Source organism: Streptomyces sp. NBC_01334 (genome assembly GCF_035983595.1).
Classification (GTDB): domain Bacteria; phylum Actinomycetota; class Actinomycetes; order Streptomycetales; family Streptomycetaceae; genus Streptomyces; species Streptomyces coriariae.
The window spans coordinates 5139442-5164999 of the sequence record NZ_CP130718.1 but is presented as its reverse complement, the minus strand read 5'-3'; the positions used below and the strand labels follow the sequence as shown (position 1 = coordinate 5164999).

The 25558-nt window shown below is 71.0% G+C and carries 24 protein-coding genes and 2 pseudogenes; 12 read left to right on the top strand and 14 right to left on the bottom strand.

Translation table 11 applies throughout. From position 1 onward, the window contains the following. Positions 1-12 precede the first annotated feature (12 nt). Positions 13-381, bottom strand: coding sequence for a DoxX family protein (locus OG736_RS23165; RefSeq protein ID WP_327184138.1), 369 nt, complete (start codon positions 379-381; stop codon positions 13-15). Positions 382-480: 99 nt separating this feature from the next. Next, positions 481-1056, bottom strand: coding sequence for a MarR family winged helix-turn-helix transcriptional regulator (locus tag OG736_RS23160; RefSeq protein WP_327184137.1), 576 nt, complete (start codon positions 1054-1056; stop codon positions 481-483). A 136-nt stretch (positions 1057-1192) separates the two neighbouring features. On the opposite strand from OG736_RS23160, the gene OG736_RS23155 reads away from it, so the two are divergent. Both OG736_RS23155 and OG736_RS23150 read left to right on the top strand, forming a co-directional pair. Beyond that, positions 1193-1396, top strand: a complete 204-nt coding sequence (locus tag OG736_RS23155; RefSeq protein ID WP_327184136.1) for a hypothetical protein — start codon at positions 1193-1195, stop codon at positions 1394-1396. A gap of 130 nt (positions 1397-1526) precedes the next feature. Continuing rightward, positions 1527-2825 (top strand): sensor histidine kinase, encoded by a 1299-nt coding sequence (locus OG736_RS23150; protein WP_327184135.1) that lies wholly within the window; start codon positions 1527-1529, stop codon positions 2823-2825. Positions 2826-3024: 199 nt separating this feature from the next. Here OG736_RS23150 and OG736_RS23145 read toward each other — a convergent pair whose 3' ends face one another. From OG736_RS23145 to OG736_RS23130, 4 genes are all read right to left on the bottom strand, one after another. After that, positions 3025-4434 (bottom strand): LCP family protein, encoded by a 1410-nt coding sequence (locus OG736_RS23145; RefSeq protein WP_442817186.1) that lies wholly within the window; start codon positions 4432-4434, stop codon positions 3025-3027. A 278-nt stretch (positions 4435-4712) separates the two neighbouring features. Continuing rightward, a complete protein-coding gene (locus tag OG736_RS23140; RefSeq protein ID WP_327184134.1) occupies positions 4713-6452 on the bottom strand; it encodes a lysyl oxidase family protein in 1740 nt (579 codons plus the stop codon). Positions 6453-6652: 200 nt separating this feature from the next. Then, positions 6653-8818, bottom strand: coding sequence for a TerD family protein (locus tag OG736_RS23135; protein WP_327187687.1), 2166 nt, complete (start codon positions 8816-8818; stop codon positions 6653-6655). Positions 8819-8995: 177 nt separating this feature from the next. Next, positions 8996-9910, bottom strand: a complete 915-nt coding sequence (locus tag OG736_RS23130) for a hypothetical protein (RefSeq protein WP_327184133.1) — start codon at positions 9908-9910, stop codon at positions 8996-8998. A gap of 110 nt (positions 9911-10020) precedes the next feature. Here OG736_RS23130 and OG736_RS23125 point away from each other — a divergent pair, with 110 nt between their 5' ends. The 3 genes from OG736_RS23125 to OG736_RS23115 all read left to right on the top strand — a co-directional run bounded on the left by OG736_RS23125 (position 10021) and on the right by OG736_RS23115 (position 12506). After that, positions 10021-10464: a GNAT family N-acetyltransferase gene (locus OG736_RS23125; protein WP_327184132.1), complete on the top strand. Its 444-nt coding sequence runs from the start codon at positions 10021-10023 to the stop codon at positions 10462-10464. A 126-nt stretch (positions 10465-10590) separates the two neighbouring features. Further along, positions 10591-11592 carry a glycoside hydrolase family 26 protein gene (locus OG736_RS23120; protein WP_327184131.1) on the top strand — a complete coding sequence of 334 codons (1002 nt, stop codon included), beginning with the start codon at positions 10591-10593 and terminating at the stop codon, positions 11590-11592. 62 nt (positions 11593-11654) lie between these two features. Next, positions 11655-12506 carry a M23 family metallopeptidase gene (locus OG736_RS23115; RefSeq protein ID WP_327184130.1) on the top strand — a complete coding sequence of 284 codons (852 nt, stop codon included), beginning with the start codon at positions 11655-11657 and terminating at the stop codon, positions 12504-12506. Between the two features lie 38 nt (positions 12507-12544). Here OG736_RS23115 and OG736_RS23110 read toward each other — a convergent pair whose 3' ends face one another. Then, a complete protein-coding gene (locus OG736_RS23110) occupies positions 12545-13033 on the bottom strand; it encodes a DUF7144 family membrane protein (protein WP_327184129.1) in 489 nt (162 codons plus the stop codon). A 191-nt stretch (positions 13034-13224) separates the two neighbouring features. Here OG736_RS23110 and OG736_RS23105 point away from each other — a divergent pair, with 191 nt between their 5' ends. Next, positions 13225-13755 (top strand): FxLYD domain-containing protein, encoded by a 531-nt coding sequence (locus tag OG736_RS23105; protein WP_327184128.1) that lies wholly within the window; start codon positions 13225-13227, stop codon positions 13753-13755. Between the two features lie 25 nt (positions 13756-13780). On the opposite strand, the gene OG736_RS23100 is transcribed toward OG736_RS23105, so the two are convergent. The 3 genes from OG736_RS23100 to OG736_RS23090 all read right to left on the bottom strand — a co-directional run bounded on the left by OG736_RS23100 (position 13781) and on the right by OG736_RS23090 (position 15956). Further along, complete coding sequence (locus tag OG736_RS23100) at positions 13781-14485, bottom strand: DUF6445 family protein (RefSeq protein ID WP_327184127.1); 705 nt, start codon at positions 14483-14485, stop codon at positions 13781-13783. Between the two features lie 121 nt (positions 14486-14606). Further along, entirely contained in the window at positions 14607-15521 is a 915-nt protein-coding gene (locus OG736_RS23095) for an RpnC/YadD family protein (protein WP_327184126.1), read from the bottom strand. 33 nt (positions 15522-15554) lie between these two features. Further along, complete coding sequence (locus OG736_RS23090; protein ID WP_327184125.1) at positions 15555-15956, bottom strand: ATP-binding protein; 402 nt, start codon at positions 15954-15956, stop codon at positions 15555-15557. Positions 15957-15961: 5 nt separating this feature from the next. Between OG736_RS23090 and OG736_RS23085 the strand changes: the two are divergent. The 3 genes and pseudogenes from OG736_RS23085 to OG736_RS23075 form a co-directional block, all read left to right on the top strand. Beyond that, positions 15962-16075: pseudogene (locus OG736_RS23085) on the top strand (transcriptional regulator); the annotation flags it as partial. Continuing rightward, entirely contained in the window at positions 16072-16317 is a 246-nt protein-coding gene (locus tag OG736_RS23080) for a DUF397 domain-containing protein (RefSeq protein ID WP_327184124.1), read from the top strand. The pseudogene OG736_RS23085 and the gene OG736_RS23080, both read left to right, overlap by 4 nt. A 4-nt stretch (positions 16318-16321) precedes the next feature. Next, complete coding sequence (locus OG736_RS23075) at positions 16322-16567, top strand: hypothetical protein (RefSeq protein WP_267019317.1); 246 nt, start codon at positions 16322-16324, stop codon at positions 16565-16567. 43 nt (positions 16568-16610) lie between these two features. Here the strand turns inward: OG736_RS23075 and OG736_RS23070 are convergent, their stop codons facing one another. Further along, positions 16611-17105: a MarR family winged helix-turn-helix transcriptional regulator gene (locus OG736_RS23070; RefSeq protein WP_327184123.1), complete on the bottom strand. Its 495-nt coding sequence runs from the start codon at positions 17103-17105 to the stop codon at positions 16611-16613. 72 nt (positions 17106-17177) lie between these two features. Between OG736_RS23070 and OG736_RS23065 the strand changes: the two genes are divergently transcribed. Both OG736_RS23065 and OG736_RS23060 read left to right on the top strand, forming a co-directional pair. Then, positions 17178-17993 carry an alpha/beta fold hydrolase gene (locus OG736_RS23065; protein ID WP_327184122.1) on the top strand — a complete coding sequence of 272 codons (816 nt, stop codon included), beginning with the start codon at positions 17178-17180 and terminating at the stop codon, positions 17991-17993. A 124-nt stretch (positions 17994-18117) separates the two neighbouring features. After that, positions 18118-19698, top strand: a complete 1581-nt coding sequence (locus tag OG736_RS23060) for a carboxylesterase/lipase family protein (RefSeq protein ID WP_327184121.1) — start codon at positions 18118-18120, stop codon at positions 19696-19698. Positions 19699-19709: 11 nt separating this feature from the next. Here the strand turns inward: OG736_RS23060 and OG736_RS23055 are convergent. Both OG736_RS23055 and OG736_RS23050 read right to left on the bottom strand, forming a co-directional pair. After that, positions 19710-20330, bottom strand: a pseudogene (locus tag OG736_RS23055) (MOSC domain-containing protein); the annotation flags it as partial. A gap of 67 nt (positions 20331-20397) precedes the next feature. Next, the gene (locus OG736_RS23050; protein ID WP_327187686.1) at positions 20398-21069 is read right to left on the bottom strand and encodes an O-methyltransferase; all 672 of its coding nucleotides are present in this window, start codon (positions 21067-21069) and stop codon (positions 20398-20400) included. 250 nt (positions 21070-21319) lie between these two features. On the opposite strand from OG736_RS23050, the gene OG736_RS23045 reads away from it, so the two are divergent. Then, positions 21320-22042, top strand: coding sequence for a DUF4142 domain-containing protein (locus OG736_RS23045; RefSeq protein WP_327187685.1), 723 nt, complete (start codon positions 21320-21322; stop codon positions 22040-22042). A gap of 67 nt (positions 22043-22109) precedes the next feature. Here OG736_RS23045 and OG736_RS23040 read toward each other — a convergent pair whose 3' ends face one another. Continuing rightward, positions 22110-25484 carry a S8 family serine peptidase gene (locus OG736_RS23040; protein WP_327184120.1) on the bottom strand — a complete coding sequence of 1125 codons (3375 nt, stop codon included), beginning with the start codon at positions 25482-25484 and terminating at the stop codon, positions 22110-22112. Positions 25485-25558 lie beyond the last annotated feature (74 nt).

Below are 25558 nucleotides of genomic sequence, written 5' to 3'. Positions count from 1 at the left end.
TCACCCACGCGGTCAGAGGCCGAAGCGGCCCCACGCGACGAATGCCGCGCAGGCGAGATACACCAGGTTGAGCACCACCAACCCGAACTCGCCCAGACGGCCGTGGGTCATCATCGCGCCGACCATCAGCAAGATCCAGCAGACGGCGGTCACCGGCACCAGAATCGGCGCGACGCCGAGCGCGGCAGGCAGGATCAGGCCTGCCGCGGCCAGCAGTTCCAGGACACCGAGCGTCTTGACGAAGGCGACGCCGACATCGGCGGTCCATCCCCCACCGTGCGCGGCTGCCAGCGTCTCCTTGGGCACGAACGTCTTGGTGACGCCACCGGCCAGGGCCACTGCGGCCAGCAGACCGGCGACGATCCACAGCGCGAGGTCCATCGTCCACTCCTTGATCGAGGCTTGTCCTCCCTGCACCCCGTAGGACGAGACAGCGGCCTCCGCCTGTGACATCCGCCCCCGGCGAACGTCACGAAGGCCTCACGCGCCGGACGGACGGCCCTCCCCCCACCCGTCCACCGGCCCATCCGCCGGGCCGTCCCCCGGCGGATCCGTCGGCACGGCCGTCGGCACGTCCACCGCCATCTCCGCGTGGGCGACGAAGTCGTCGACGAGGCGGTGGAACAGGGTGGCGAGCCGGCGCAGGTCGTCCGGCGTCCAGTCGGCCAGGGCGAGGCTCATACCCCGGCGGCCGACGTCCCGGACGCGGTCGATCGCGGCCCGGCCCGCCTCGGTGAGCTGGATGAGCTGGGCCCTGCGGTCCTCCGGGTCGGGGAACCGGACCACCAGGCCGGACTTCTCCAACTGCCGTAGCTGCCGGGTGACATGGGAGGCCTCCACGGACAGCCGCACGGCGAGCATCCCGGGGCGCAGCGGGTCGGTCTCGGCGAGATGGCGGAGGATCGCCACGGCGGCCCGGTCCAGCGGAAGTCCGGCGTTCGCCATCAGCCGGTCGTGCCAACGGGCACGGGTCGCCAGGTAGGTGATGCGGGTGAGTGCCTGCTCCACGGCGATCACATCTTCGGGCACGGACGTTGCGGGCGGCGGTATCGGCATCCTTTCACCGTACAGATGCTTGCCTAACTCAAGCAAGATGAGATGGTTGCTTGACTTAAGTAAGTCATCATGGTTGCCTAACTCAAGCAACTAAGGGCAGCAACCAAGGGCACCCACGAGCCACGGAGCATCTCTCATGCCGCACGCCACCATCACCCCCGCCCGGAAGCACCGCGTCCGCCGCCCGACGCACGTCCGCGTCCGCGCCGGTGCCGGTACCCGCGCCAGTGCCGGTGCCGGTGCGGTGCGCCCGGGTCCCGCACCCGTCCGGACGGTCATGCCGCTCTGGCAGGCGCTCCTCCCCGGCGGCGCCGCGACCACGGCCGGAGCCCGTCCGTGACCGCCCACCTGACGCTTCTCTTCCTCCTCCTCTCCGCCGTGGCAGGCGCCTCCGCCCTGGTCACCGCCTGGCACGGCTGGGGCCACCGCACCGGCTGACCCGACCCCCGCCCGCAACAGGAACCCCTCCCATGCGCCCCGAGTCCCCGTCGCAGTCCCCCTCACCGCCTCCCTCCCAGCCCGCCCGAGCCGTCGGCTCCCCGGGCTTCCCCTTCGCCGGCGGCCATCCCCGGTCCTCCGACGCGGCCCTCGCCGCGGCCCTCTTCGCCTGTTCGTTCCCCGGCAGCGTGATCACCTTCCCCGGCCAGGACCTGAGCGTCCCCTGGTGGCCCGGTGTGGTGCTGGCCGGCGCCTCCTGCGCGGCGCTGATCCGACGCCGCGACCGCCCCCGCGGCACGGTCGTCGTGACGCTCGCCTGCGCCGTGGCCGCCTCCGCGCTCGGATATCTGCTCACGGTGCTGCTGCTGGCACCGCTCATGGCCGCGCTGTACTCGCTCGCCGCCTCCACCGACCGCAGGACCGCCAACACCTTCGCCTTCACCGGCATCGCCCTGCTGGTCGGCGTCGGCCTGCCGTCCGGGCCTCCCGGCGAACCGCTGGTGCTCAAGCTGCTCGGCCCGGCCGCCTGGCTGCTGCTGCCCACCGCGCTGGGGACGGTGACCCGGCTGCGCGCCGCCTATCTGGACGCCGTCCAGGCCCGCGCCGAGCACGCCGAGCGCACCCGGGAGGAGGAGACCCGCCGCCGGGTCACCGAGGAGCGCATGCGCATCGCCCGCGACCTGCACGACGTCGTCGCCCACCACCTGGTCCTGGCCGGACTCCAGGCCGGCGCGGTGGCCCGGCACCTCCCCGCCCGTCCCGAGGAGGCCGCCCGTCTCACCGCCGACCTGACCGGCACCACCGCCTCGGCACTGCGCGAACTCAAGTCCACCGTAGGCCTGTTGCGCCGAGCGGGCACGGGCGAGGCCGACGAGCCGACTACTCCCGGGGAGCTCACCCGGCCGGCGGGCTCCACCCCCGGGCTCGCCCAACTCCCGCGGCTGGCGGCCTCATTCGAGGGGGCGGGGCTCGAGGTCACGCTCCACACCGAGGGCGAGCCCGCTCCGATCACCGCCGGCGCGGAGCTCACGGCGTACCGGATCGTGCAGGAAGCCCTCACCAACGTCACCAAGCACGCGGGTGCTTGTACGGCGGCGATACGGCTCGTCTACACGGACGACCGGCTGACGGTGGCGGTCACGGACGACGGCGGCACGCGCCCGAAGGTCCCCGCCTCCACGGGCGGCGGCTACGGCCTCATCGGCATGCGGGAGCGGGCCCGCTCGGCGGGTGGGCGGGTCCGTACGGGGCATCGGCCCGGCGGTGGCTTCGAGGTCGTCACCGAACTGCCCCTGGGCCCGGGGAAAACGAACGAGTCCCACCCCGTCTGACACGGGATGGGACTCGTTCCACATGGAGCGCCGGGCAGGCCTTGCACCTGCATCTCCCCGCAGGAAGCGGGGCGTCTTTCCTTGGACGACCAACGCACGAGTTCGTTCACCGTTTGTCTTCCGGTGACCGGCTCAAGATCAAGCTTACCCCATCTCCGGGGTGCTCTTGACCATGTACATCGTCAGGCCGGACGCCCCGTCAGGCGACGTCGCCGACCTTCAACTCGGGTCCGACTACCAGGGTGACGACGCCCGGGGCGGCCGAAGCGTCGGCGGTGGCCGTCCGGCCGGGCAGCCGGGAGGCGAGGACGGCGGCCTGGCTGTCGAGGCCGGCCGGATAGGTGACGGTCGTCCTGGCCACCGTCTTGGGAGCGTTGCCCGTGCCGGTGACGGTGTATCCGGCGTCCTTCAGCTTCTCCGCGACGGCGGCGGCACGTCCGGAGACCCCGGTGCCGTTGAGCACCTGGACCCGCACACTGGAGGCGTACACCACGTTCTTCTTCGCCGCCTCCAACTGCGGCTTGGTGACCTCCTTGTCCTTGGCCAGGGAGGTGAACAGGTCGGCGGCCTGCGGGTACTGCCAGACCACGTTGGCCTTGTCGGTGGGCTGGTCGGCCTCCCGCCCGTAGTTGGGCACGGTGAGGAAGCTCAGCCGGTCGCTCGGTATCCCCTTGAGCTCGTCGGCGAGCCCGTACAGCGGCTTGATGCCCGCCATATCGGGGTCGGTGGTGAGCGACTTGGTGATCGACTGGAGGAAGCCGTACATGGCGTCGGGGCTCGTGAGCTTGGACTTGGCCTTCTTGGCCAGCGCGTCCATGAACTCCTGCTGGCGTCCGATGCGTCCGATGTCGGACCCGTCACCCACGCTGTAGCGGACCCGGACGTAGCCGAGCGCCTTCTCGCCCTTGACGGTCTGACAGCCGGCCTCCAAGTCCAGATGGGACTTCTCGTCGTGGATGGCCTGCTTCGGGCAGACCTCGATGCCCTCCAGCGCGTCGACCATGCCCTTGAAGCCGGAGAAGTCGACCGACATGAAGTGGTCGATGCGCAGACCGGTGTTGGCCTCGACGGTCTTGATGCTGCACGCGGCGGCCTCGCCGACCTTGCCGTTGCTGCCGCCGAGCGCGAACGCCTCGTTGATCTTGTAGTGGTGCGGGGAGGACGAACTGCCGTCGCCCTTCTCGCAACTGGGTATCTGCACCCACGAGTCGCGGGGGAACGACACGACCGAGGCCCACTTACGGTCGGCCGGGATGTGCAGCACCATCAACGTGTCGGACTGCATGGTGGTCAGGTCCTTGCCGTACTTGGCGTTGGCGCCGTCGCGGCTGTCGGATCCGACGATCATGATGTTCTTCGAGCCGGGGCTGAGGTTCTCGGGCCGGTTCTCGCCCAGCTTGTCGTCCACGTCGGCGGAGTTGATGTTGTTGTTGAGGTCGTTGTAGACCCAGGCCCCGACCCCGCCCACCGCGAGGACGACGACGGACGTGACGCCCGCGCCCCACGCGAGGATCCGCCCCCGCCTCGTGAGCCGCGTCCTGCCGGGCCCACCCGTACCGCCACCGGGCCCGCCCGTCCTGCTCCTGCTGCCGCGGCCGGCCGCCTCCACCGGAGTACGCCCACGCCTCCTCGTCCCGCTCACCGGCGCTCGCTCCTCCGCCTCGGCTGTCTTCACCCCGTACACCGTGCTCGGATCGTCGGCGCTGGTCACCGCCGAACGTCGGAACCCTACACGCGTGCAGGAATACGTCTGAAAAGCACAGATGACTCAGGAGACTCACAGAGCCACCCAAGGGTTGCCCCCGCGGTGCATCACCGCGGGGGCGTCACAGATGGACGGATGGACGGATGGACGGACTGCGGTCCGGTCGATCAGGAGACGGACGGTTACGGCGCGTTGATCAGGTCGACCGGCGGGACCGAGACCGTGCGGGCGCCGTCGGTGCCGCCCAGGACGACCTTGCGCAGGGAGACGTTGTTCTTGGTGTCGGTCTCCTGGAGGCGGTTCGCCGGGTTGGCGATGACCTGGATGTAGTAGGTGCCGTTCGGCAGGCCGGTGATGTCGAAGGACTGGCCGGGACGGTACTGGGTGTACGTGTCGCCGGAGCCCACGTCGAGGACCTCCCGCACGGAGATCGAGTTCTGCTGACCGCAGGCGGTCGACAGATCGGTGTTGTACGGGTGCCAGTTGGCGTTCTTCACCGTGTAGTCGATGGCGTCGGTGTTGGCGAGGCAGAACGCTTCCTTGCCGCTCTTGACGATCTCCTTCTGGTCGGCGGCGAGCAGCCGGTAGCTGGCGAAGTCGGTGAAGTGCCAGTGCTCGTGGCCGATGCGCGGGTCCCACTCCATGGTTCCGGCGGGGGCGTAGCCGACCTGCTTGCCCTTGGCGTCGTAGAAGTACTGGTACGAGTCCATCAGGTCCGCGCCCGGCTTGCGGAAGCCGTCCACGACGAGCGGCGCGGGGCCGGCGTTCCAGACGTTGGCGCTGAAGGCGAGGTAGTCCTTGCCGGCCACGTCGCCGTCCTCGCCGTCGGTGACCGCGATGTCCCAGGCCGGCAGCGAACGCAGGTCCGGCTTGGGCACGTTGGCCGGTACGCCGGCGCGCCCGGTGGGCCGCTTGGTGGCGGACTTCAGCGCGGGCGCGACCCGGGAGCCGTCGGTGTGCCCGGAACCGTCGCCCAGGTGATGGGCGAGACCGCGGGCCTCCAGGGCGTGCGAGAGCGCGGAGGGCGTGGGGGCGTCGGCGCCACGGGGCCCGTAGTGATGACCGCCCCCCATGCCGGCCATGCCTTCCATGCCCTTCATTCCTTCCATGCCCGCCATGTCGTGCGACGCGCCATGGCCACCACCGGTGCCGGCACCGTGGGCGGTGAGGCCGGCCCCGCCGCCCCCTCCTGCTCCGCCTTCCCCGCCGTCGCTGATCTCCCGGACGGTCAGCGCGATGGTCGGCCGGTCGTCGGGGATGCCGAACAGGTCGCGGTACTTCTTCGCCACCCCGACCTTGACGGTGTACTCACCCGCGGCCAGGTCGACCGGCCTGTCGTAGTCGAAGGCGGAGGTGTTGGCCGCCCAGCCCTTCTCCACACCCCAGACCGAGCCGAGCGTGAAGGGGTTCGTGGAGCAGCTCTCCGGATAGTGCGAGGTGGCCGGGGCGTCCGGACGCAGCCGGCCGGAGGCGTTGTTGAGGCAGAAGTTGCTCTTGCTCTTCTGCACCTCCACCCCGGCCGCGTTCTTGATGGAGACCTCCAGGAAGTCCGGGAGGCCGCCGAAGTCCTTGACGAGCCCGGCGGGCAGCGTCTTCGTCGTCACCTTCGACCCGTTGCGCAGGATCTGCTGGGCGACGATCGGGTCCTTGTACGACTTACGGGTCACCTTCAGCTCCAGCGGAGCGTTGTCGACGGTGACGTACGTACCGAGGTCGAGGTAGACCCCGGAGTTCCCCTCGTACCGGTCGGCGGTCACGGCCTTCGACGCGGCGACGAGCTTGAGCTTCGGCGTCCCGGCCGGGCTCGCGGGCGCGGCCCCGGCGCCGGGAGCGGACCCGGCGACGGCGGCCACGACGGTGAGCGCGGCCCCGGCGGCGAACGCCGCGCGCTTGAGGCCCTTGCGGTCTTGCGATCTGGTCATCGGTTCCTCGTCTGCGAGTGCCATGGTCAGTGGCATCGGACTGGGCAGCCCACGACCCCGACCGGCACTGCAGACGCACCCCACGCGCCCCGGCCGGAACTGTGAGCACCCTGTGAGAGCCCCAAATGGCCTGTCTGGGTTGCCTGTTGCAGGGAATCAGTGAAGGAACCCAGGGAAATCCCGCAACCCGGCGCCGAGGTTCACCCGCCCGGTCGACCGGCCACCGCTCCGGCCACGGGACGGCGCGACGCCGGCTGTTCCAGGTGGACGACGACGGTGGAGTGGAACCGCTGTACGGCGTCGTCGACGCTGCGGATGAAGCCGGACTCCGCATTGCCGCGACCGCTGCCCATGCCCTTGACGAGGGTGAGTCGGAAACCGGTGATCCGCTCCCCGTTCTTGGGCAGCAGGTCCGCCGGTTCCGGGCGCAGCCGCTCCAGGGTGCCGCGCGGCCCGCCCGGTCCGTCCTCGACCAGGGCTTCCACATGCAGGTCGGCCGGCGCCTCCGCGAGGCGTCGGAGGAGCCGCTTGATCCAGGTCAGCGGATAGCCCTGGTCGGGCACGGGGATCTCCACGGACGTACGCAGCCTGCTGGTGCGCAGGTCGGCGCCGACCGCCAGCACGCCGGGCGTCCCCTCGATCCGCAGCTCCGCCCCCACCTTCCCCTCGGCGCAGAGCTCATCGGCCATCCGCGCCCGGCGGGCACCCGGGTCGGTGCCCCGCCGCGCGCGCTGGACGGGCAGTACCTTCTGCCCGAGCTCGCCACCGAGCCCCAGACAGACCTGTCGGATGAGCCGCTCCCAGCTCTCCACGACCTCCAGGGCCCGCGCGTCACCCGGGCACAGCGTCTCGTCGTCGATGCCCTTGCGCACGGGAACCCAGGCCGCGCCCATGTTCTGGAAGCCGTGGCAGCCGGAGTTGTCGTGCTGGAGGTAGTGCAGGAGTTCCTGCAGCAGCCAGGCATGCGCGCTGTTGCCGACGCCCTCGTGCCGGATGAGCAGCTGGGCCTGGTGGGCCACCTCGGCCCAGGACAGGTGACGGAGGGCCACCTTGTGCTTGCGCCGGCCGTCGATCTTGACGTCGACGAGCGGACTGCCCTCCAGCGCGACGTCGTTGGAGATGGTGATCACGGCCTCGTATCCCCGCCGCGTGGCGATGTCCACGTAGGCCTGTACCTGCTCGGGCCGCAGCGCGTTGCCGTTGGTCTTGGTCTCGACCAGCGCGGTCCACAGCTTGCCGGCGCGTTCGACGCGGATGACGCCGTCCGGGCGCCGTGGGGTGTCGCCGTGCGGCAGGGACACCTCGGTGAAGGTCTCCATGCGGCCCGCCGGTGCGCCGAAGGCGGCCGTGAGCCGCCGCCCGAACTCCGGGACCTGCGCCATCACCGAAAGCAGTACCGAGGTCGCGCGGGTCTCCCGGTCCCGGTCGCTCTTGAGCGCGGAGACCGGGAAGAGCCGGGCGCCCCGCCACGACTCGTTCTCCGCGAGGGACTTCTTCGGCGTCTTCGGCAGGGTGATCTTCTTCTTGGCGGTGCGGGGCCGTGCGGTGGCCCTGTCCGGCTCGCTGTGGTCGGCGGCCCGGCGCGGCGCGGGTACGGCCGGGAGCGGTTCCGACGTGGGCTGGTCGGACGCGCGCCGGTCGGACTCGACGGTGGGAGCGGTGGCAGGCGCGGAGCCGTCGGTCTCGCCGGGGATGTCCGAGCCCGGGACGCCCGTGTCCGGGACATCGGTGCCGGAGACGTCGGTGCCGGAGTCGGAGACGGAACCGGACTCGGACTCGTAGCCGATGGCGGACAGGGCGTCGGCGTGGGCGACGTCAGCCTCGTCGGCGTCGTCGTCGATGTCGACGCCGAAGTCCATCGCGAGGCCGGCCAGACCTGTGTCGTATCCCTGCCCGACCGCCCGGAACTTCCACTCCTCCCCGCGCCGGTACAGCTCACCGAAGATGAACGCGCTCACCGAGCCGGCGTCCTCGATGGTGAACCGCAGCAGGTCCTCTCCCGCCCCATCGGCCAACGTGACCCGGAGGTCGTCCAGTTCACCGAAGCGGGCACCCTCGTACCGGCTGGCGGCGACGACGATCCGGTCCACCTCGGCCGGGATCGCCGTCAGATCGAACCCGATCCGGTCCTCGCTGCCCTCGCCCGAGGGCACCTTGCCCAGGAGCTGCACGCTGCCGTCCGGGGCGACCGGGTGGTTGTAGAAGTAGAAGTCGGCGTCGCTGCGCACCTTCCCCTTCGCGTCGAGCAGGAGTACGGAGACATCCGCGTCGCCTTCGCCGGTCGGACTGGCCCACCCCAGGCTCACGACCACCGCGTCCGTGTTCTCGCTCAGAGCCGCCAAACCCACGTTGGCGCCCTTGACCATCTCGTGCACTAGCCCCCCTAGCGACCGCACTGATGTGACACGCGCCACATGTGACGCACGGTGAGACTCTAGTGCCAGGAGGGTGAATGTCGGGGCGATCCGCCGGAAATCCGCACGACGACGACCGGGTAGGTCGTAGCCGCGCGGAGGGGTGCCGACGGTTGGGGAACGGGAGCGTCAGAGGTTGTAGCGAGGCTTCAGGTGGCGCCAGAAGTCTCGGAGCATCCACTTGTCGAAGTCGGTGATCTGGGTGGCGCTGCCGGCGTTCATCAGGAAGCAGCACTGGCCGGTCGGCGTCCAGTCGTAGAAGTCGTCGAGGCCGAAGGTGTGGCCGACTTCGTGCAGGTAGATGTGGATGTTCTCCTGGTTCAGGACGCCGGTGAAGTACTCCTGGCCGACGCGCTGGCCCCAGTCGCCGCCGGCGCCGCCCTGGAAGCCCTTGGTGAGCCAGAGGGACTGGTCGTAGTGGCGGGCGGTGCCGCTGGGGCACTTGGAGTAGTTGCCGTCCTGGTGGAAGAAGCGGCCGCAGTCGGGAGCGCACTGCGGGGCGCCTGCGCCGTCGAGGACGCCGGAGTAGATGTCGACGGAGTTGTCGGTCCACTGGAGGGTGGAACGGTTCTTCACCGCCCAGCCGACGATGTTGACCGGGACGGTGGTGTACGGCCAGTTGTTGTAGGCCCGGCCGTTCTCCACCTGCGCCGCCATCCACTTGGCGAACTGCTTCTTCAGGGCGGCGTGGATCTGGTCGCGCAGGGTGGTGCTGACGGGGGCGTCGGACTCCCAGCGGACGCAGTAGTTGATGCTGCCCTTGTTGGCCATGACCTGGTCCCAGCCGTAGTTGCGGAAGCCGTAGAGGTCGGGGTAGGTCGTCGAGACGTGGTTCCAGACCTCGTTCAAAGGTTGGACCAGGTTGCTCGGCGGGTTCCACTCGTCGGCGGCCGCGGCTCGGGGGGCCGCGACGCCGGTCGCGTGGAAGAGGAGGGCGGTGAGTGCCGCGAGGACGGTGAGCAGTCGGGCGAGGGGCCTTGCGGGATGCTTTGAGGGATGGCGTGCGGGATGTGGTGCGAGGTGCCGTGCGGGCTGTTTGCGCATGGTGAACTCCTCGTGTGGGGAACGGGATTCACTTGCCTTCGCGTTCGTTCGTCACTGGGTCGCCGCCGGGCCCCGGCGGGTTGCCGCATTCCGGCCGTAGCATCTGCGCCATGGCGGACTGGGTGACCCGACCGGCCACGGCGGACGACGTCGAGGCCGTCGCGGAGGTGCGGGCGGTGGCGATGCGGGCCGGTCTGGAGCGGCTCGGGCGCTACGACGAGCACCGGGTACGGCAGCGGCTGCGCGACGGGTTCGTGCCCGCGCACACCCGGATCATCGAGGTCGACGGCGTCCTGGCCGGCTGTGTGGCCCTGCGTCCGGCGGACGACGCGCACTGGCTGGAGCACTTCTATCTCGCGCCGCACGCCCAGGGGCGCGGTATCGGCACCGCCGTGTTGCGGGAGCTGGTCGGGACGGCCGATCGCTCGGCACTCCGGCTGCGCGTCGACGTCCTTCGGGGCAGTCCGGCCCGCCGTCTCTACGAGCGGCACGGGTTCACGTTCGAACACGAGGACGCCGTGGACGTGTGCCTGGTGCGTGCGCCCCGCCCCTGACCCCACCGTCCCCGCTCCCGCATTCCCCGTTCCCGTTCCCGTCCCCAGTCCCGTTCCCGTCCCCGGTCCGGGTGGTTCCTGGCGGGTTCGGGGTGGGGGAGGCGGTCGCGGCTCCATCATGAGCCGGTGTTTCGCTTCCTTCGCTCCCTTCGCTCCCTTCGCTCCCCTCGGGCGCCGCTGACCGCGCTTCTCGTCGCCTGCGCCGTGCTCGCCGGGCCCGCCTCCGTACCCGTCGGCCGGGGAGTCGGTGCGCCGCCCGGGGCCTTCGGGGCGTACGTCGGGTACGACGACGCCGGTGTACGGCGGATCGCGGCGCTCGACGGGTGGCTCGGGGCGGCCACGCCCCGGGTCGGGCACGCGTATCTGCCGGGCGACCGGTGGAGCAACATCGAGGGGGCGCCCGGGTATCTGGAGTACTGGGCGCGGTGGCGGCAGGAGCGCGCCGACCGGATGTTCGTGCTCAACGTGCCGATGCTCGAGCGCACCGAGGAGCATGTGCCCGACCAGGTCGTGCGGGACGAGCTGCGCGCGGGCGCGCGCGGGGCCTACGACGAGCACTTCCGGGTGCTGGCCCGGCGGCTCGTCGCACTCGGGGTGCCCGATGCCGTGCTGGTGGTGGGGTGGGAGATGAACGGGATCACCTACACGCACCGGTGCGGGCCCGACCCGGAGGCCTGGAAGCGGTACTGGGCGCGGATCGTCGACGCCATGCGGTCCGTGGACGGAGGGCAGCGGTTCCGGTTCGAGTTCACGCCCAGTCGCGGGCTGGACGCCGTCCCCTGGAACGAGTGCTATCCCGGGGACCGGTACGTCGACGTCATCGGGATGGACGCCTACGACCAGCCCCACGGCATGTCCTTCGAGGAACAGGTCGCCGAGCCGTACGGCCTCGCCGCGCACGTGCGGTTCGCGCGGGCGCACGGCAAGCCGGTCTCGTATCCGGAATGGGGGCTGTACCGCAACGGCGACAACCCGGAGTACGTGCGGGGCATGCTCACCTGGTTCGCCGAGCACCGGCCGCTCTACCAGACCATCAGCGACTACTGCCCGCACGGCGTGTGGCGGTGCTCCGGCAATCCACGCTCGTCGGCCGTGTACCGGGCGCTGGTCGGGGGGCCGTTCGGCTGAACCCGGCCGCCACGCGGGCCGCGTGCCGCTCCCGACCGCCCCGCCGGTCTGATGATCCCAAGATGGGACGAGAACACCACGCGCGCCTCCCACGAACGCGGGCGCGCTTCCGTGGCGCGACCGGGGCGGCCCTGTTCGCCCTCCTGCTGCTCGCGCTCGCCGCCGTACCCGCGGGAGCCGGTGCCGACAGGTTCCACGGCGACGGCTTCCGCGGCGACGGCTCTCGCGACACCTTCCGCAAGGAGACCGCCCGTGCCGTCCGCGCGCACGAGCGCGCTCGTGCGCGGGTCGACCGGCTGCGCGAGTCCGACGCCTCTCCCACGGAGGTCAAGGACGCCGAACGCCGTCGTAAGGCCGTCCGCGCCGGGCTGTGGGACCTGCTGTGGGCCACCGGGAGGAACTCCGGCGATCCGGTGGCCGTCGACCCGTCCGGACAGGAAAGCCGCTGTCCGTTCGGCGACCGGAGCCGGCCACCGGAGCGGGGCGCGCCCCCCTGGACGGCCCCGACCCGGCGCTACTGGCTCTCCGCGGGCTACGCCGCCAAGGGCTCCCGCTGGGCCCACCGGCACACCGGCCAGGACTTCGCCGTGGACTCCGGCACCCCCGTGTACGCCGTCGGCGCCGGCACCGTCCGCGCCACGACCTGCGGCGACGGCTTCGGCAACCAGGTCGTGGTCCGCCACCGCGACGGCTACTTCACGCAGTACGCCCACCTCTCGCGCATCGACGTGCGCAAGGGCGGGCGCGTGACGGCCGGTCAGCGCATCGGCCTCTCCGGCGCGACCGGCAACGTCACCGGTCCGCATCTGCACTTCGAGGTGCGGATCACCCCGTACGTCGGATCCGCGGTGCCGCCCCTGCCCTGGCTGCGCCGGAAGGACGTCGAGGTGACCGGAGCGCCCACGCTGCCCTGACCGCGGGCGGCGGCCGGGCAAGCGTGGCCGGGGCTGTCCTACGTCTGCTGGGGGCGGTAGGCGGCCAGCGCCCAGATCACGAACACGTCGATGGCGATCTGGATGACCGCCCAGAACGGCGCGTACGGCAGGAACAGGAACTGGAGGATCAGGCTCAGGGAGGCCAGCGCGAGGCCGCTGATCCGGGCCCATCCGGCCCACTCGCCCCCGCTGAGCAGCCCGTAGCCGGTCAGCACGGCCACGACGCCCACGATCACCAGGATCCAGCCCCAGGCGGTGAGGTTCATCTCGTAGGCGTACTCGGCCACCCGGGCGTACACGTCGTCCTCGGCGATCGCGGCGATGCCCTGGAACACGGCGAGGAAGCCGCTGACGAACATGAGCACTCCGCCGAAGACGACCCCACCGGCGGCCAGTCCACCCCCCGTCGGCGGGGGCGAGGCCAGGCTCGGCGACCCGGTGCCCTGGTGGGACGGGTCCCACACCCGGGGCCCCTGCGACGGCTGGGAGTGCGGCTGATCGCTCATGGCGCCACTCCGTCTCTGTGTCGGTGTTCTGCAGTGCACTGCACGGCACTGCACTGCACTGCACCGACCATCCGTCCGGACGGGGGCCGCCACCACGGGGGGTGCGCCGTACGGGTGACCCGGCATGCGGACGGGCGGGACCGCCCCTTCACTGGAGGAAGGCCCGCGGGACCCCCTCAGAAGGAGACAAGATGCCACGCACCAAGGGCGTGCTGCTGACGGCGACGGCGATCTGCTGCGCCACCGTGCTCACCGGCTGCTCGGACGACGACACCCCCTCGTCGGTGTCGTCCGCGGCGAGCAAGGCCGCCTCGGCGGCCGAGTCGCTGGGCCGGGAGGCCACCGCGGCCGCGTCCTCGCTCGCCTCCGGTTTCGCCTCCGAGGCCTCGTCGGCGTTCGCGTCGGCCTCGGCGTCGGCGAGCCGCGAGCTGGACGAGATCAAGGACGGCGTCGACGTGAAGTCCGACGTGAAGCTCGGCACCCCGGACACGGACCAGGACGGCCGGGCCACCGTCGAGGTCACCGTCTCCAACACCACCGACGCGTCGAAGTCCTTCGCCGTCCAGATCGACTTCACCGACTCCGCGGGCAACCGGCTCGACACCGTCGTCACCACCGTCTCCGACGTGGCCGCGGGCAAGACCGGCAAGGAGACGGCCCGCAGCAACCGCACACTGTCCGGCCAGGTGAAGGCCGCGGTGGCGAGGGCGGTGCGGTACTGACCGCGGTGGGCGGAACCCCCGGGGCTCACGCCATCCAGAAGAAGACGGCCGTCATCCGCTTCTCCTCCAACGTCGTACCGGAGTAACCGGTCGCGCTGTGCACGAGGTTGGCGTTGTAGAGGAGCAGCCGGTTGTGCTTGTGGGGGACCCGTACGTCCTCCTCGAAGGCGTCCGGCGCGACGAACCGGGTGCCGAGCGCCTCGACGAGGTTGTTGTGCGGGGCCTGGACGACGTTGCCGCCGAGCCGCCCGCCGGGCAGGGACTGCCGGTAGAAGCTGGTGCCGCAGTCCTTGGGGACGGCCGGGTTGAGGTACAGCACGGCCGCGTACCGGCACAGCGCCCGCGAGTCGGAGTGCGGCCGGGGAGTGCTCTCGCCCTCCCCCACCACCTGGATGCAGTTGTGGTTGAGGGTCCCGCCGCCGGACGCCCGCTGCACCCACAGCTTCCCGGCCCCCGTCGCGTTCCTCACCAGCCGCTCCACACGCCCGAGTTCGCCGGCTTCCAGCCCCGGCATGGTGCGCAGTCCGGGCCAGCTCTCGGAGGTGTAGGGGTAGCCCTTGACCCAGTCGTCCTTGGCGAGACAGCGCTCACGGATCGCGGTGATGCCGGCCTCGGGGAAGACGTCGTCGATCACCCAGTAGTCGCGGCCCTTGGTGGGCTTGCGGTAGGGAAGCACGGGGAGCGTGGCGGCAGCCCTGACGGGCTGGTGGGGCCGCTGTGGCATGGACATGCAGCGAATCTAGGTCGGAAGATCCTCATGACTCGCCCTTCCGTTCGTCCGCACTCCTCCGCGAACTGGTCAACGTTTCGTCGAGCCGGTCAACGGTTCACCAATCGAGAAAGCCCCGGTGTCATCCGTTCGGATCCGCGAAGAGGCCGTCGGCGGTGGTGGCGTGGACGGCGCGCTCGGACCAGACGGTCAGCTGGTCGAAGTCGGTGCACGATTCGACCCGCTCGCGGATGTGGTCGGGGACGTCGATGCCACGCCAGCGCAGGATGTTCAGGGTCATCTCGGCCCGATCCCGAATCCGGCCCTGCTCAAAACCCTGCTCGAGGCCCTGCTCAAGGCCCTGCTCGCGTACCTGCTCGGCGAGCGGATGCCGCCAGAAGTACTGCATCGTCGTCATCAGGTCCCTCCACATCTGCTGCGCCTGGGGGTCCACCAGGCAAGAGTCGACGAACTGCACGAGCACCGCGGCACTGTCCTCGTCGATGGTCCGCAGGGCGGTTGCCAGCGATTCCAGTATGCCCGCGGCCATCGGGCCGCGACCGTGCGTCATCGCAGAAAACACCGCAAGGGTGACGTTCTGCGCGGCCTCGCGTACGTCTGCGATCACTGGCACGTTGTCAGGGCCCAGCACGAACGGCCACACCGCCATGGACGGCCGTCCCGGTACTCCCACATAGATGGGCTCCGCCGCCCAACGGGCAGTCGCGCTGTTCTGCGTGACGACGATCAGCACCGGCTCGCAGCGGAACTTCTCGCGGAGGAAGGCGAGGTAGTACGGCCAACTGCCCCGCTTCCTCTCGTCCGGCTTGCCCTGAGACTCCACAACCAGGAGGTAGCTGCCCTCGTCGGTCTCGGCCTTCAGCAGCGTGTCCACTCGCCGCTCGATGGGCTCGATCTCGGTGAGGTCGACGTTCATGGCAGCGAACTCGCGCGGCTCCGGGAAGGGCACGTGCAACACCTCTTGCAGGGCACGGGTCAGAAGTGCCGGATCCTTCTGGAAGATCCGGTGCAGTGCCTCGTGCGACGAGCCGACCATCGGCTCTCCTTTCTGTCCGACGTGATCAACGAGCTACGCCGCGTTCAGTTCGCACCACACGAGCTTGCCGCGATGCCCCATCCGGGACAGCGGCTGCCAGTGCCAGAGGTCCGAGCAGGCCCGGACCAACGCCATGCCGCGGCCGTTCTCGGCGCCGGCGAGGTCCTCCAGCCGTCCCGGCGGCTCGGGCGGCTCGGGGTCCGCGCCCCAGGCGCCGATCTGGAGGATGCCGTCCCGGAAGCGGAGGCGTAGGCAGGCCAGTCCCTTCGTGTGCAGTACGGCGTTGGAGACGAGCTCCGAGGCGAGCAGCTCCGCGGCGTCCACCAGGTGGATCAGGCCGTGCAGGGTGAGGATCAGACGCAGGGTGCGGCGGCAGACGGTCACGGCGCGGGGGTCGCCGGGGATGGAGAGGGAGTACTCCCAGGGTTCGGACATGCGTCAACTCCGAGGCTCAACTCGCCGAGTACCGGACCCGCTTCCGTATGGTGGAAGCGGTGTCACTCGAACCGGAGCGGTCGCGTGACTTCATCCACACCCTGGTGAAGGAGATGTGAGGCGCGCCGTGAATCCCACCGACTGGCAGAAGTCGACCTATTCCGATGGCGGCGACGGCAACGACTGCGTCGAACTCGGCTCCACCCCCGCCACCCTCCACCTCCGTGAGTCCGAAGCCCCCCGGGACCGCCCTCGTCACCACACCGGCCCCGCTCGCTCAGTTTCTGCACGCCATACGCACAGGAACTCCCGGAATTGTGGCCTCCGTCACAGCACACCCGGGCGACGCCTGCTGAAGTGACCGCATGATCGGTCTCGTAATTCGCGTCCTCCCGTTCTGGGTGCGCGAGCCCCTGCTCGTCGTCGTCGGCGTGCCTTTCAGCGGCCTGCTCTTCTACGCGGCCATCCGGGACCACGAGTGGATCGGGGCCGCCCTCGGCCTCGCCGTCGCCGTGTTCACCGCCGTCCGTATCCACACGATCAGGCGTGCCCTCCAGACCCGCCGTCAACTGAAGGCCATGGAGGGCATGAAGCGCATCGAGGGCATCTAGGGCTTCCAGGGCGCCCGGCGACGTCAAGGCGCTCCGGGGGCCCTCAGTCGTCGACGTCGACGTGGTCGAACGTCCTCAGCATCTCCGTCAGCACCCGGATGCAGCCGCGCACCTCGGCGTCGGTCAGATCGCCCCCGACCTCGCGGTTCAGGGTGTGCTCGCGGTCCAGGACGGTGGCGATCAGGGTCCGGCCCTCGTCGGTGATCCGGATCAGGGACGAGCGCTGGTGCGCGGGGTTGGGGAGGGTCTCCACCCACCCGTGCGCCATCGCCTCGTTGACCATGCGCTGCACGAACTGCCGGCTCAGCGCCTGGATTCGGCTCAGCTGCGGGACCGTCAACTCTCCCTTGCGGCGCAGCAGATCGAGCACGCTGCGCACTCCGACGGACGCCCCCTCGACGGCCTCGCCCTGTTCGACCTTGCGCAGGGCGCGCCGGTAGAGGGGGCCGACCAGGTCGAAGACCTCGGTGAGCCGGTGGCCGAGTTCGTCGGGCGGGAGCGGGGCGTCGGCGGGGAGAGACGGGTCGGTGTCGTTCACCCCCACATGATGCACCCGAAGAACATGACACCTTGGTTGCCAAATTTCCAGCAGGATGACACCTTGGTTGTCATGACTGCTGCTTCGGACATGAAGTACTTCGCCTCCGCCGACGGGGACCTCGCCTACCGCGAGGCCGGCGCCGGAGAGCTCGTGGTCCTGGTCCACTCGGGATTCGTCGACCACCGTGTCTTCGACGCCGTGATCCCGGCGCTGGCCCGCACCCACCGGGTGATCGCGCCGGACGTACGCGGCCATGGAGCCTCCGCCAACGCGACCCGGCCCTTCCGCTGGGCCGACGACCTCGCCGCGCTGCTGCGCCACCTCGACGCGGGCCCCGCGGTGCTGGTCGGCGTCTCGATGGGTGGCGTGATCGTCGGCGACACCCTGCTCGAACATCCGGAGCTGGTGCGCGCGGCCGTCGTGTGCGGCGCCTCCACCGGCGAGTTCCAGGACACCGACCCCTGGCACCGGGCGATCCAGGCCGAGACGGCCCGTGCCCTGGCCGCCGGTGACATCGAGGGCTGGCTGAAGGCGTTCCTGAGCTATGTGCCCGGCCCGCACCGCAGCCTCGACGACGTGGACCCGGACATCCTGCGCCGACTGCGCGAGATGGCCCTGAACACCCTTTCCAAGCACACGCCCGGAGAGAAGGACTGGCACGTCCCGGTGACCGACACCTGGTCGCGGTTGCCCAGGATCGACGTCCCCGTGCTCACCGTGAACGGCGCCCTGGACACCCCCGACGCGATCGCCGCGGCGCAGCGCCTGGCCGACAGCGTCCGGGACGGCCGGTCCGTGCTGATCGAGGGCACCGGGCACTACTTCAACATGGAGAAGCCCGAGGAGTTCACCACCGTCGTCGCGGACTTCCTGCGCACCCTCTGACCGGCCGCGAGTCCGGCCGCGAGTCCGGCCGCGAGTCCGGCCATGGGTCCGGCCGCCGGGTCGGCCGCCGGGTCGGCGGGTATCCGGTGGATCAGGTGGGCGGGGAGTGGCAGGCTTACGGCGTATGGGGGAACAGCCGTGGGTGGAGACCGAGTTCCGGACGGCCGGCGGCCCCGTCCGCGGCCGGCGAGTGCCCGACGGGGTCACCGCCGTGCTCGGCATCCCGTACGCCGCCCCGCCCTTCGGCGCGCACCGCTTCCGTGCGCCCCGGCCCGCCGCCGACTGGAGCGCGTCGCGTGACTGCACGGCGTTCGGGCCCGTCGCGCCGCAGTCCGCGGAGCTGCCCGGTTCACCGGTCTGGCGTCCGGGGGACGAGGACGTGCTCACCGTCAACGTGTGGGCACGGCCCGCTTCGGACGCCGGCCCGCTGCCGGTGCTCTTCTGGATCCACGGCGGTGCCTACACCTTCGGCTCCTCGGCCCAGCCCGACTTCGACGGAAGCGCGCTCGCCCGGGCCGGAGTGGTCGTGGTCAGTTGCAACTACCGGATCGGGTTCGAGGGGTTCGGCCATGTGCCGGGCTTTCCCGACAACCGTGGGCTGCTCGACCAGGTGGCCGCGCTGCGCTGGGTCCGGGAGAACATCGCCGCGTTCGGGGGCGATCCCGGCAACGTCACGGTCGCCGGGCACTCGGCCGGAGCGGGTTCGGCCACCTGTCTGATGGCCATGGAACAGGCGCGCGGGCTGTTCCGCAGGGTCGTCGCCCACAGCGTGCCCCAGGCCTTCTTCGGCATCGAGGTCGCCGCCGCGATCACGTCGAGGATCGCGGCCGAGGCCGGAGTGGCCGCGACCGGCCTCGGGCTGCTCTCCGCGTCACCGCAGGCCCTGGTGGCCGCCTCCGACAAGGTCGCCGGGAGGTGCGAGGACGATCCCGTGACGGCGGTCCAGGCCTTCGACCCGGTCCTCTTCCAGCCGGTGATCGACGGCGAGGTGCTGCCCATGGATCCGCTCGCCGCGCTCGCCTCCGGCAGCGCCCGCGAGGTGGACCTCCTGGTGTGCCACACCCAGGAGGAGTACTGGTTCCTGCACGAGGTCGGCGCGGTGCGGGAGGTCGCCTCGGAGCCGGAACTCGCGGACTTCGCCGAGGCCCTCTCGCTGCCCGACCGGCTGGTGGCCGGATACCGCGCGTTGATGCCCGACGCTCCGGTGCTGGACCGCTACCTGGCGATCTTCGGCGACGCGGTGTTCGGCGAGTACAGCAGCCGGCTCGCCGAGCAGCACGCGCGGGCCGGCGGCCGGGCGTATCTGGCGCGGTTCGCCCGCCGACGCCCGCGTCCCGGTGGCGGGGCCCGGCCCTGGCACACCGCCGACATCCCCTTCGCCTTCGGCAACCTGGACGCGACGGGCGCCGACTTCCTCATCGGCGGCGCCCCCGACGCACAGGACCGGGCACTGTCCGGGCGCATGCTCCGGGCCTGGGCCGACTTCGCCGCCTGCGGTGACCCCGGCTGGCCCGCGGTCACCGCCGATGTCACGACGGTGCGGGTCTGGGCCGTGCCGGACGATCACCTGTCCGACGACGGCACCTCCGCCGTACGCGCGCTGTGGCGGGGCGTCCCGCTCGAAGCCGAACTCTCGCTCCTGCCCGGACCCACCACCACCTCGTCGCCCAGCGACACCTTCCCCGCTCGCCGTACCTCGAAGTAGGCGCCGAAGGCGACTCCGCCGCCGTCCGCCCGCCGGTAGTCCGCGAGGGTGCGCAGGGGTTCCGGGCCCGAGCGGCGGCCGGTGCGCTGGTCGACCATCGTGATGGCGCAGCGGATCGTGTCCTCGGTGTGGGCCAGCTCGGTGTCGCCGATGGTGAGGCGGGCGGCGCCGTCCTCCGTGTGCGGGGTGTCCCAGCCGTCCACCACCAGGTTGGGCCGGAAGCGGTTCATCGGGAGGGGGGTGGCTCCGCGTTCGGTGATCCGGTGGTTCAGGGCGTCCAGGCTGGCCCGGGAGACGAGGTGCAGGCGGCCGCTGTTGCCGGCCGGGGACCGGACCAGGGTGCTCGGGGCGCCCAGTACGTCCGTGAGCCAGTCGTGCACGTCCGCGCTGTCCGCCCGCACCGGGTCCCGGCCGGGTGCGCGCAGCGTCAGCCCGTCCTCCGTCGCCTCCGGTGTGATCAGGGCCAGCCCGGGGTCGCCCCACTGCCAGCGCAGGTCGCCCTTCTCGTCGGCGATCGCGTACGTGCGGTCGTGCAGCAGGCCGGTGCTCGTCAGCACCGCCTCCGGAAGCTCCGTCCCGGCGCATCCCTTCACCGGGTAGTACGTGATCCCGACCAATCGCGCGACCGTCATCCCCACGCCCCCACTCCCCCTCGTCCGTCAGCCAGTCCGTCAGTCAGTCAGCCAGTCCGTCAGTCCGTCAGTCCGTCACCAGTGCGAGTACGAACCCGTCGTACCCTTTTCCGCCTACCGTCTGCAACGCCGTCGCGGTCAACCCGGGCTTCCGCGCGATCAGTTCGGTGAAACTACGGACTCCCTGGACGCGGGGGTCCGTGCTGTCGGCGTCCGTGACCGCGCCCTCGCGCACCACGTTGTCGCCGACGATGACGCTGCCGGGGCGGGTCAGCCGCAGGGCCCATTCCAGGTAGAGCGGGTTGGACGGCTTGTCCGCGTCGATGAAGACCAGGTCGAAGCGCTCGTCGCCGAGCTCGGCGGCCAGCACCGGCAGGGTGTCCGCCGCCTTGCCGACCCGTAGGTCCACCACCGCGTCCAGCCCCGCACGCGCGATGTTCGCCGCCGCCACCTCCGCGTGCCGCTCGTCCGCCTCCAGGGTCACCAGACGGCCGCCCTCGGGCAGGGCGCGGGCCAGCCACAGCGTGCTGTAGCCGCCGAGGGTGCCGATCTCCAGGATGTTGCGGGCCCCTTGGACACGGGCGATCAGGTGCAGCAACTTGCCCTGGTTCGGCGCCACCTGGTGCGGCGGCAGGCCCGCCGCCTCGCTGCCCTCGCCGGCCGCCCGCAGGGCTTCGTCCTCCTCCACCAGCAGGGCGTTGAAGTAGTCGTCGACGGCGGTCCAGGTCTGCTGCACCAGGCGGTCCCTTCGGTGTCCTGCACGGGCTTCGGTGAGTTCCAAGCGAGTCCGAGCGAGTTCCAAGTGAGTTCCTTATGGGAACCTACCTCTGCCCGGGTGACCCGTCCATCAACTTTTCGCTCGGGACGGTGAGTACGATCGGCCCCGCGTCCGTACTCCTGTGCGTCCGCCCCCACCGGACACTGCACATCGACACATCGGCGGAATCCCCGACCGGGCAGGAGGCACGGTGCCAATTTCGCGAAACATGATGGGAACCCTGTTCGTCGGCGGTGCGCTGACGCTGACACTCAGCGCCCTCGCCTACCCATCGATGCTCGGACTTGACACCGTGTCGGCTTCGGGCGACCGGATCATCGCCAACACCCAGTGGGGTCCGCTGACGGAAAGCGACCGCGCCTTCGTCGTGGCGGTGCGCGCGGCAGGTCTGTGGGAGTACCCGGTCGGGCAGATCGGGCTCCAGAAGGGGCAGAGCAAGGGCGTCATCACCGCCAGCCAGCACCTCATCGACGGCCACGCGGCGCTGGACACCACCTGCCTCAAGATCGCGCCGATGCTGAACGTCACCCTTCCCAACGTGGCCAGTCCACAGCAGGAAGGGTTCGTCAACACGCTCAAGGCGGACCAGGGCAAGCAGTTCGACGTCGACTTCGCCAACATCCTGCGCATGACGCACGGTTCGATCTTCAACACGGTGGCGAAGGTCCGCTCGACGACGAAGAACACGCTGGTGCGCGCGCTGGCCGACCAGGCCAACGACACCGTCCTGGACCACATCACGGTGATGGAGCAGACCGGTCTGGTCGACTTCGACACCACGCTGTTCACCCAGACCACCCCACCGAAGCTGCCCAAGTCGGACATGACCCCGCCGGTCCCGCCCGCCGGTCAGCCGCTGATCGTCCTCACCCCGCCGCCGACCGCCACGGCCACCCCGGTGGACATCGGCGCCATCGTGGGCAACGCCGGATAGCCCGCGTCCCCACGCACGGTGGAGCGGGCCCGGCCGACAGTTGTCGGCCGGGCCCGCTCCCGTGGCCCTACTTGGTCCGGTACGCGTGCAGGATCGTCTGGGTCAGTGTGTTGCCCTGCTTGTCGACCACGACGGCGCGCAACGAGACGCTCTGTCCTGCCGCGGGGTTGCGGACCAGGAAGGCGCCCTTGACCACGTTCGCCTTCGTCCAGGTCTTTCCGTCGTGACTGACCTCGACGGTGAGCGACTTGAGGTTCTTCCCGGCGGCGGCGCCGACCACGGACACCGGCACCCGGACGACCGCCCCGGCCTTGGCCGTCGAGTCGAGGCCGAGCCGTGGCGTGAAGCGGACCACGGAGATGGGCAGCGCCTCCTCGGCGGTGGTGTGACCGGAGGCGAAGGTCCAGGCCGCCGAGACCTCGGTGGGCGCGGCGGCCGGACCGCCGCGGGTGGCGGTCGCCGTGAGCCGGAAGTCCCCGGGTTCCGCCGGGACGGCGACCCCGTTCCAGCAGCCCAGGAGGTCCGGTGAGGAAGCCACCTCGGCCCCGTCCCGGTACAGCGTCGCGGTGACGGTGTCGTCGTTCGCGTAACTCCAGTTGCCGGTGCCGTCCCTGAAGGGGGTGAGGCATCCGGTGATGACGTCACCGTTGCGGGAGACGCCCTCGACGCTTTCCATCCCGGGGCCGAAGACCCCTACGCCCAGGTCACGGCGGTACGACTGACCGGCCTCGTAGTGCTGAATCCCCGTGCCGTGCGACAGCTCGGGGTAGCTCCCCGTGTCGTCGTACTGGTCCAGCCCGATGACCCAGTCGTTGCCCTCCGTCGTCACGTACGTCGTCGTCGCCACGGGCAGCGGGCGCATGACTCCCGGACTGATGATGGTGCCGGAGACGTCCGGGGCGATCGCCCGGGCGACGAGCATCCCCTGCTTGTCGGCGACCGTGGCCCCCATCGCGGTGCTGATCTCCGCCATCTCGGCCTGCTTCGCCGTCCGTGCGAAACCGGTGGCGAGCCGGGTCACCTTGCCGCCGTAGGAGAAGCGATACTCCTTCGTATCGTTGATGTCGAGTGCGTTGAACTCCTGGTACAGGGTGCCCTCGGTCGAGAAGTCCGGACCGAGCTGTGCGCTGCGCAGGGTCGCGAAGGACGTACCGACCATGCCGCTCGAGGTGTTGAACTCGGGCGTGGTCAGCTCGGTGAACATCTCGGCGTACACCCGTTCCGCGGCCGGATCGGGGCCGGTGATGTCCATCGGCTTCGCGGTACGCGCGTCCAGCGTGACCGTCGTGTCCTCGGTGACCTCGAAGTGCGGTGCGGTGATCCGGCTGTCGATCTCGTCCGAGCCGAAGATCGTCGCGTCGAGGAAGTAGACGCCCTTCGGCAGCCGTGCCGTGTAGGTGCCGGTCCGGCTTGCCGTCGAATAGTCGTGGCCCGCGACGCCGAGGCCGGTGAGCCCGTACAGCGAGGGCCAGTAGTCGGTGGCCGGCTCGCCGTCGGTGCCGAGGTGCCGCACCGTCACGTCGTACGTCTCGACCTCCCGCTCGACGGCCGCCGTCGTCCGGACGGTCTGGTCCGTCCCCCGGGCCGTCACGGTCCCCGTGTACACACCGTTGAGGTCGCCGCCGGGCCGGGTGTCGGCCGTCAGACCGACGGTGGCGGTCCCGTTCGCGGGGACGGTCAACCGCTGGGCGTCGAGCGTGAACATGTCCGCCGGCGCAGGCTTTCCGTCGGGTCCGACGCCGGCCGCCGACAGGTCGAGGGCGACCGGCTCGCTGCCGAGGTTGCGGTAGGTGAGCTGCTTCGTGACGGGTGCGTCGTCCGCGTGGGGATAGGACTGCCGGGCGAACGCCACCGCGGTGGGCTCGGAGACGACCGTCTGCCCGACGGCCGCGGCGAGATCGACGCGACCGCCGCCCTCCGCGAACGCGCCCGCGCCGACCGGCCGGGCACCGGCCACGAGCGCGGCCTTGAGCTCCGCGCTCTTCCAGCCGGGATGCTCCTGCTTGAGCAGCGCCGCCGCGCCCGCCACATGCGGGGTGGCCATCGACGTGCCCGAGATCGTGGCGTATCCGGGCGGCTGCTCGCCGTACTCCCGGGCGATCACGCTGCCGGGTGCCACGGCGGCGGTGATGTCCACTCCGGGCGCCGTGATGTCCGGCTTGACCACGAGGTTGTCGGCTGTCGGACCACGGCTGGAGAAGGACGCGACGGCGTCGTTCGCGTCGACCGCGCCCACCGCCAGCGCCTTCTCGGCGCTGGCGGGCGAGGAGACGGTGCCCGCGTCCGGGCCCGTGTTGCCCGCGGCGGCCACGACGAGAAGGCCGCTCTCGGTCGTGACCCGGTTGACGGCCTCTTCCACCGGGTCGATACCGGGCTGGTCCTGCCCGCCCAGACTGAGGTTGACGATGTCGGCGTTCTGGGCGGCAGCCCATTCCAGGCCGGCGATGATGTCGGAGTAGCTGCCGTAGCCGTCGTCGTCGAGCACCTTGCCGTCGAGGACGCGGGCACCCGGGGCGACCCCCTCGTAGGTGCCGCCGGACTTCGCTCCGGTACCGGCCGCGATGGACGCGACATGGGTGCCGTGGCCGAAGCGGTCCTTGGTGTCGGGCGAAGAGGAGAAGTTCTGCTCGGCCTCCTGCCGGCCCTGGAGGTCGGGGTGCGTCTCGTCGACTCCGGTGTCCAGGACCGCGATCCGCACCCCCTGGCCGTCGTAGCCGGCCTGCCGGGCGGCGGGCACACCGATCTGTGCCGTGCTCTTGTCGAGACTCGCCCTGCGCACGCCGTCGAGGGAGATCCACCGTATGCCGGGGTCGGCGGCCCGCTGTCCGGTGCGGGCCGCGCCGGAGGGCCGGGTCAGGGTCTTCCAGATGTCTCCCGCCGAGGCATCGGGCACGGTGAGCGCCTCGGCGTCGATCCCGGGGAGCGAGCGGCGGACCGCCGCGCCGCCGTCCGCGCGCAGTGCGGACTTCAGGCTCCGGGCCGCCTTGCCCGCAGACGCGCCCGCGGACGCGTCGCGGTAGCTGACGATCAGCCCGGTGTCCGCCGTGTGGCGCTTGCGGTACGCGGCGGCGTCCAGCTCCTTGATGTCGAACAGCCGCTTGTCGACCTGGCCCGCGTCCAGCAGCGGCCGGGCGTCGAGGGGGAGGACCAGGGTGCGGTCCTCGGTCCTCTCGATCCTGACGGGTATGTGCTCGCGGCCCTCGCCGGGCACGATCCGGACCGGCTCGCCCGCCGCGCTCACCCCCACCCGGTCACCCGTGATCAGGGTGATCCAGTGGGTCGCGGGGGCGGTGGTGCCGGTCCCCGCGGCGGCGGGCGACACGGCCGCCGCGGGGGTGGCGCCGGCCGGCAGCGCACCGGCCGTTCCCGCGATCAGCGCGAGCGCCGCCGCCAGGACTGCCTTGCCGGGTCCGTGCTGTCTTCCGCGCAACTGTCCGCGCAACTGTCCTCCTCAGAGAGGCAATTCGGGCACACGAGGAAACATGTGCCTCACTCTCAACAGACGAGGTGCGCGGA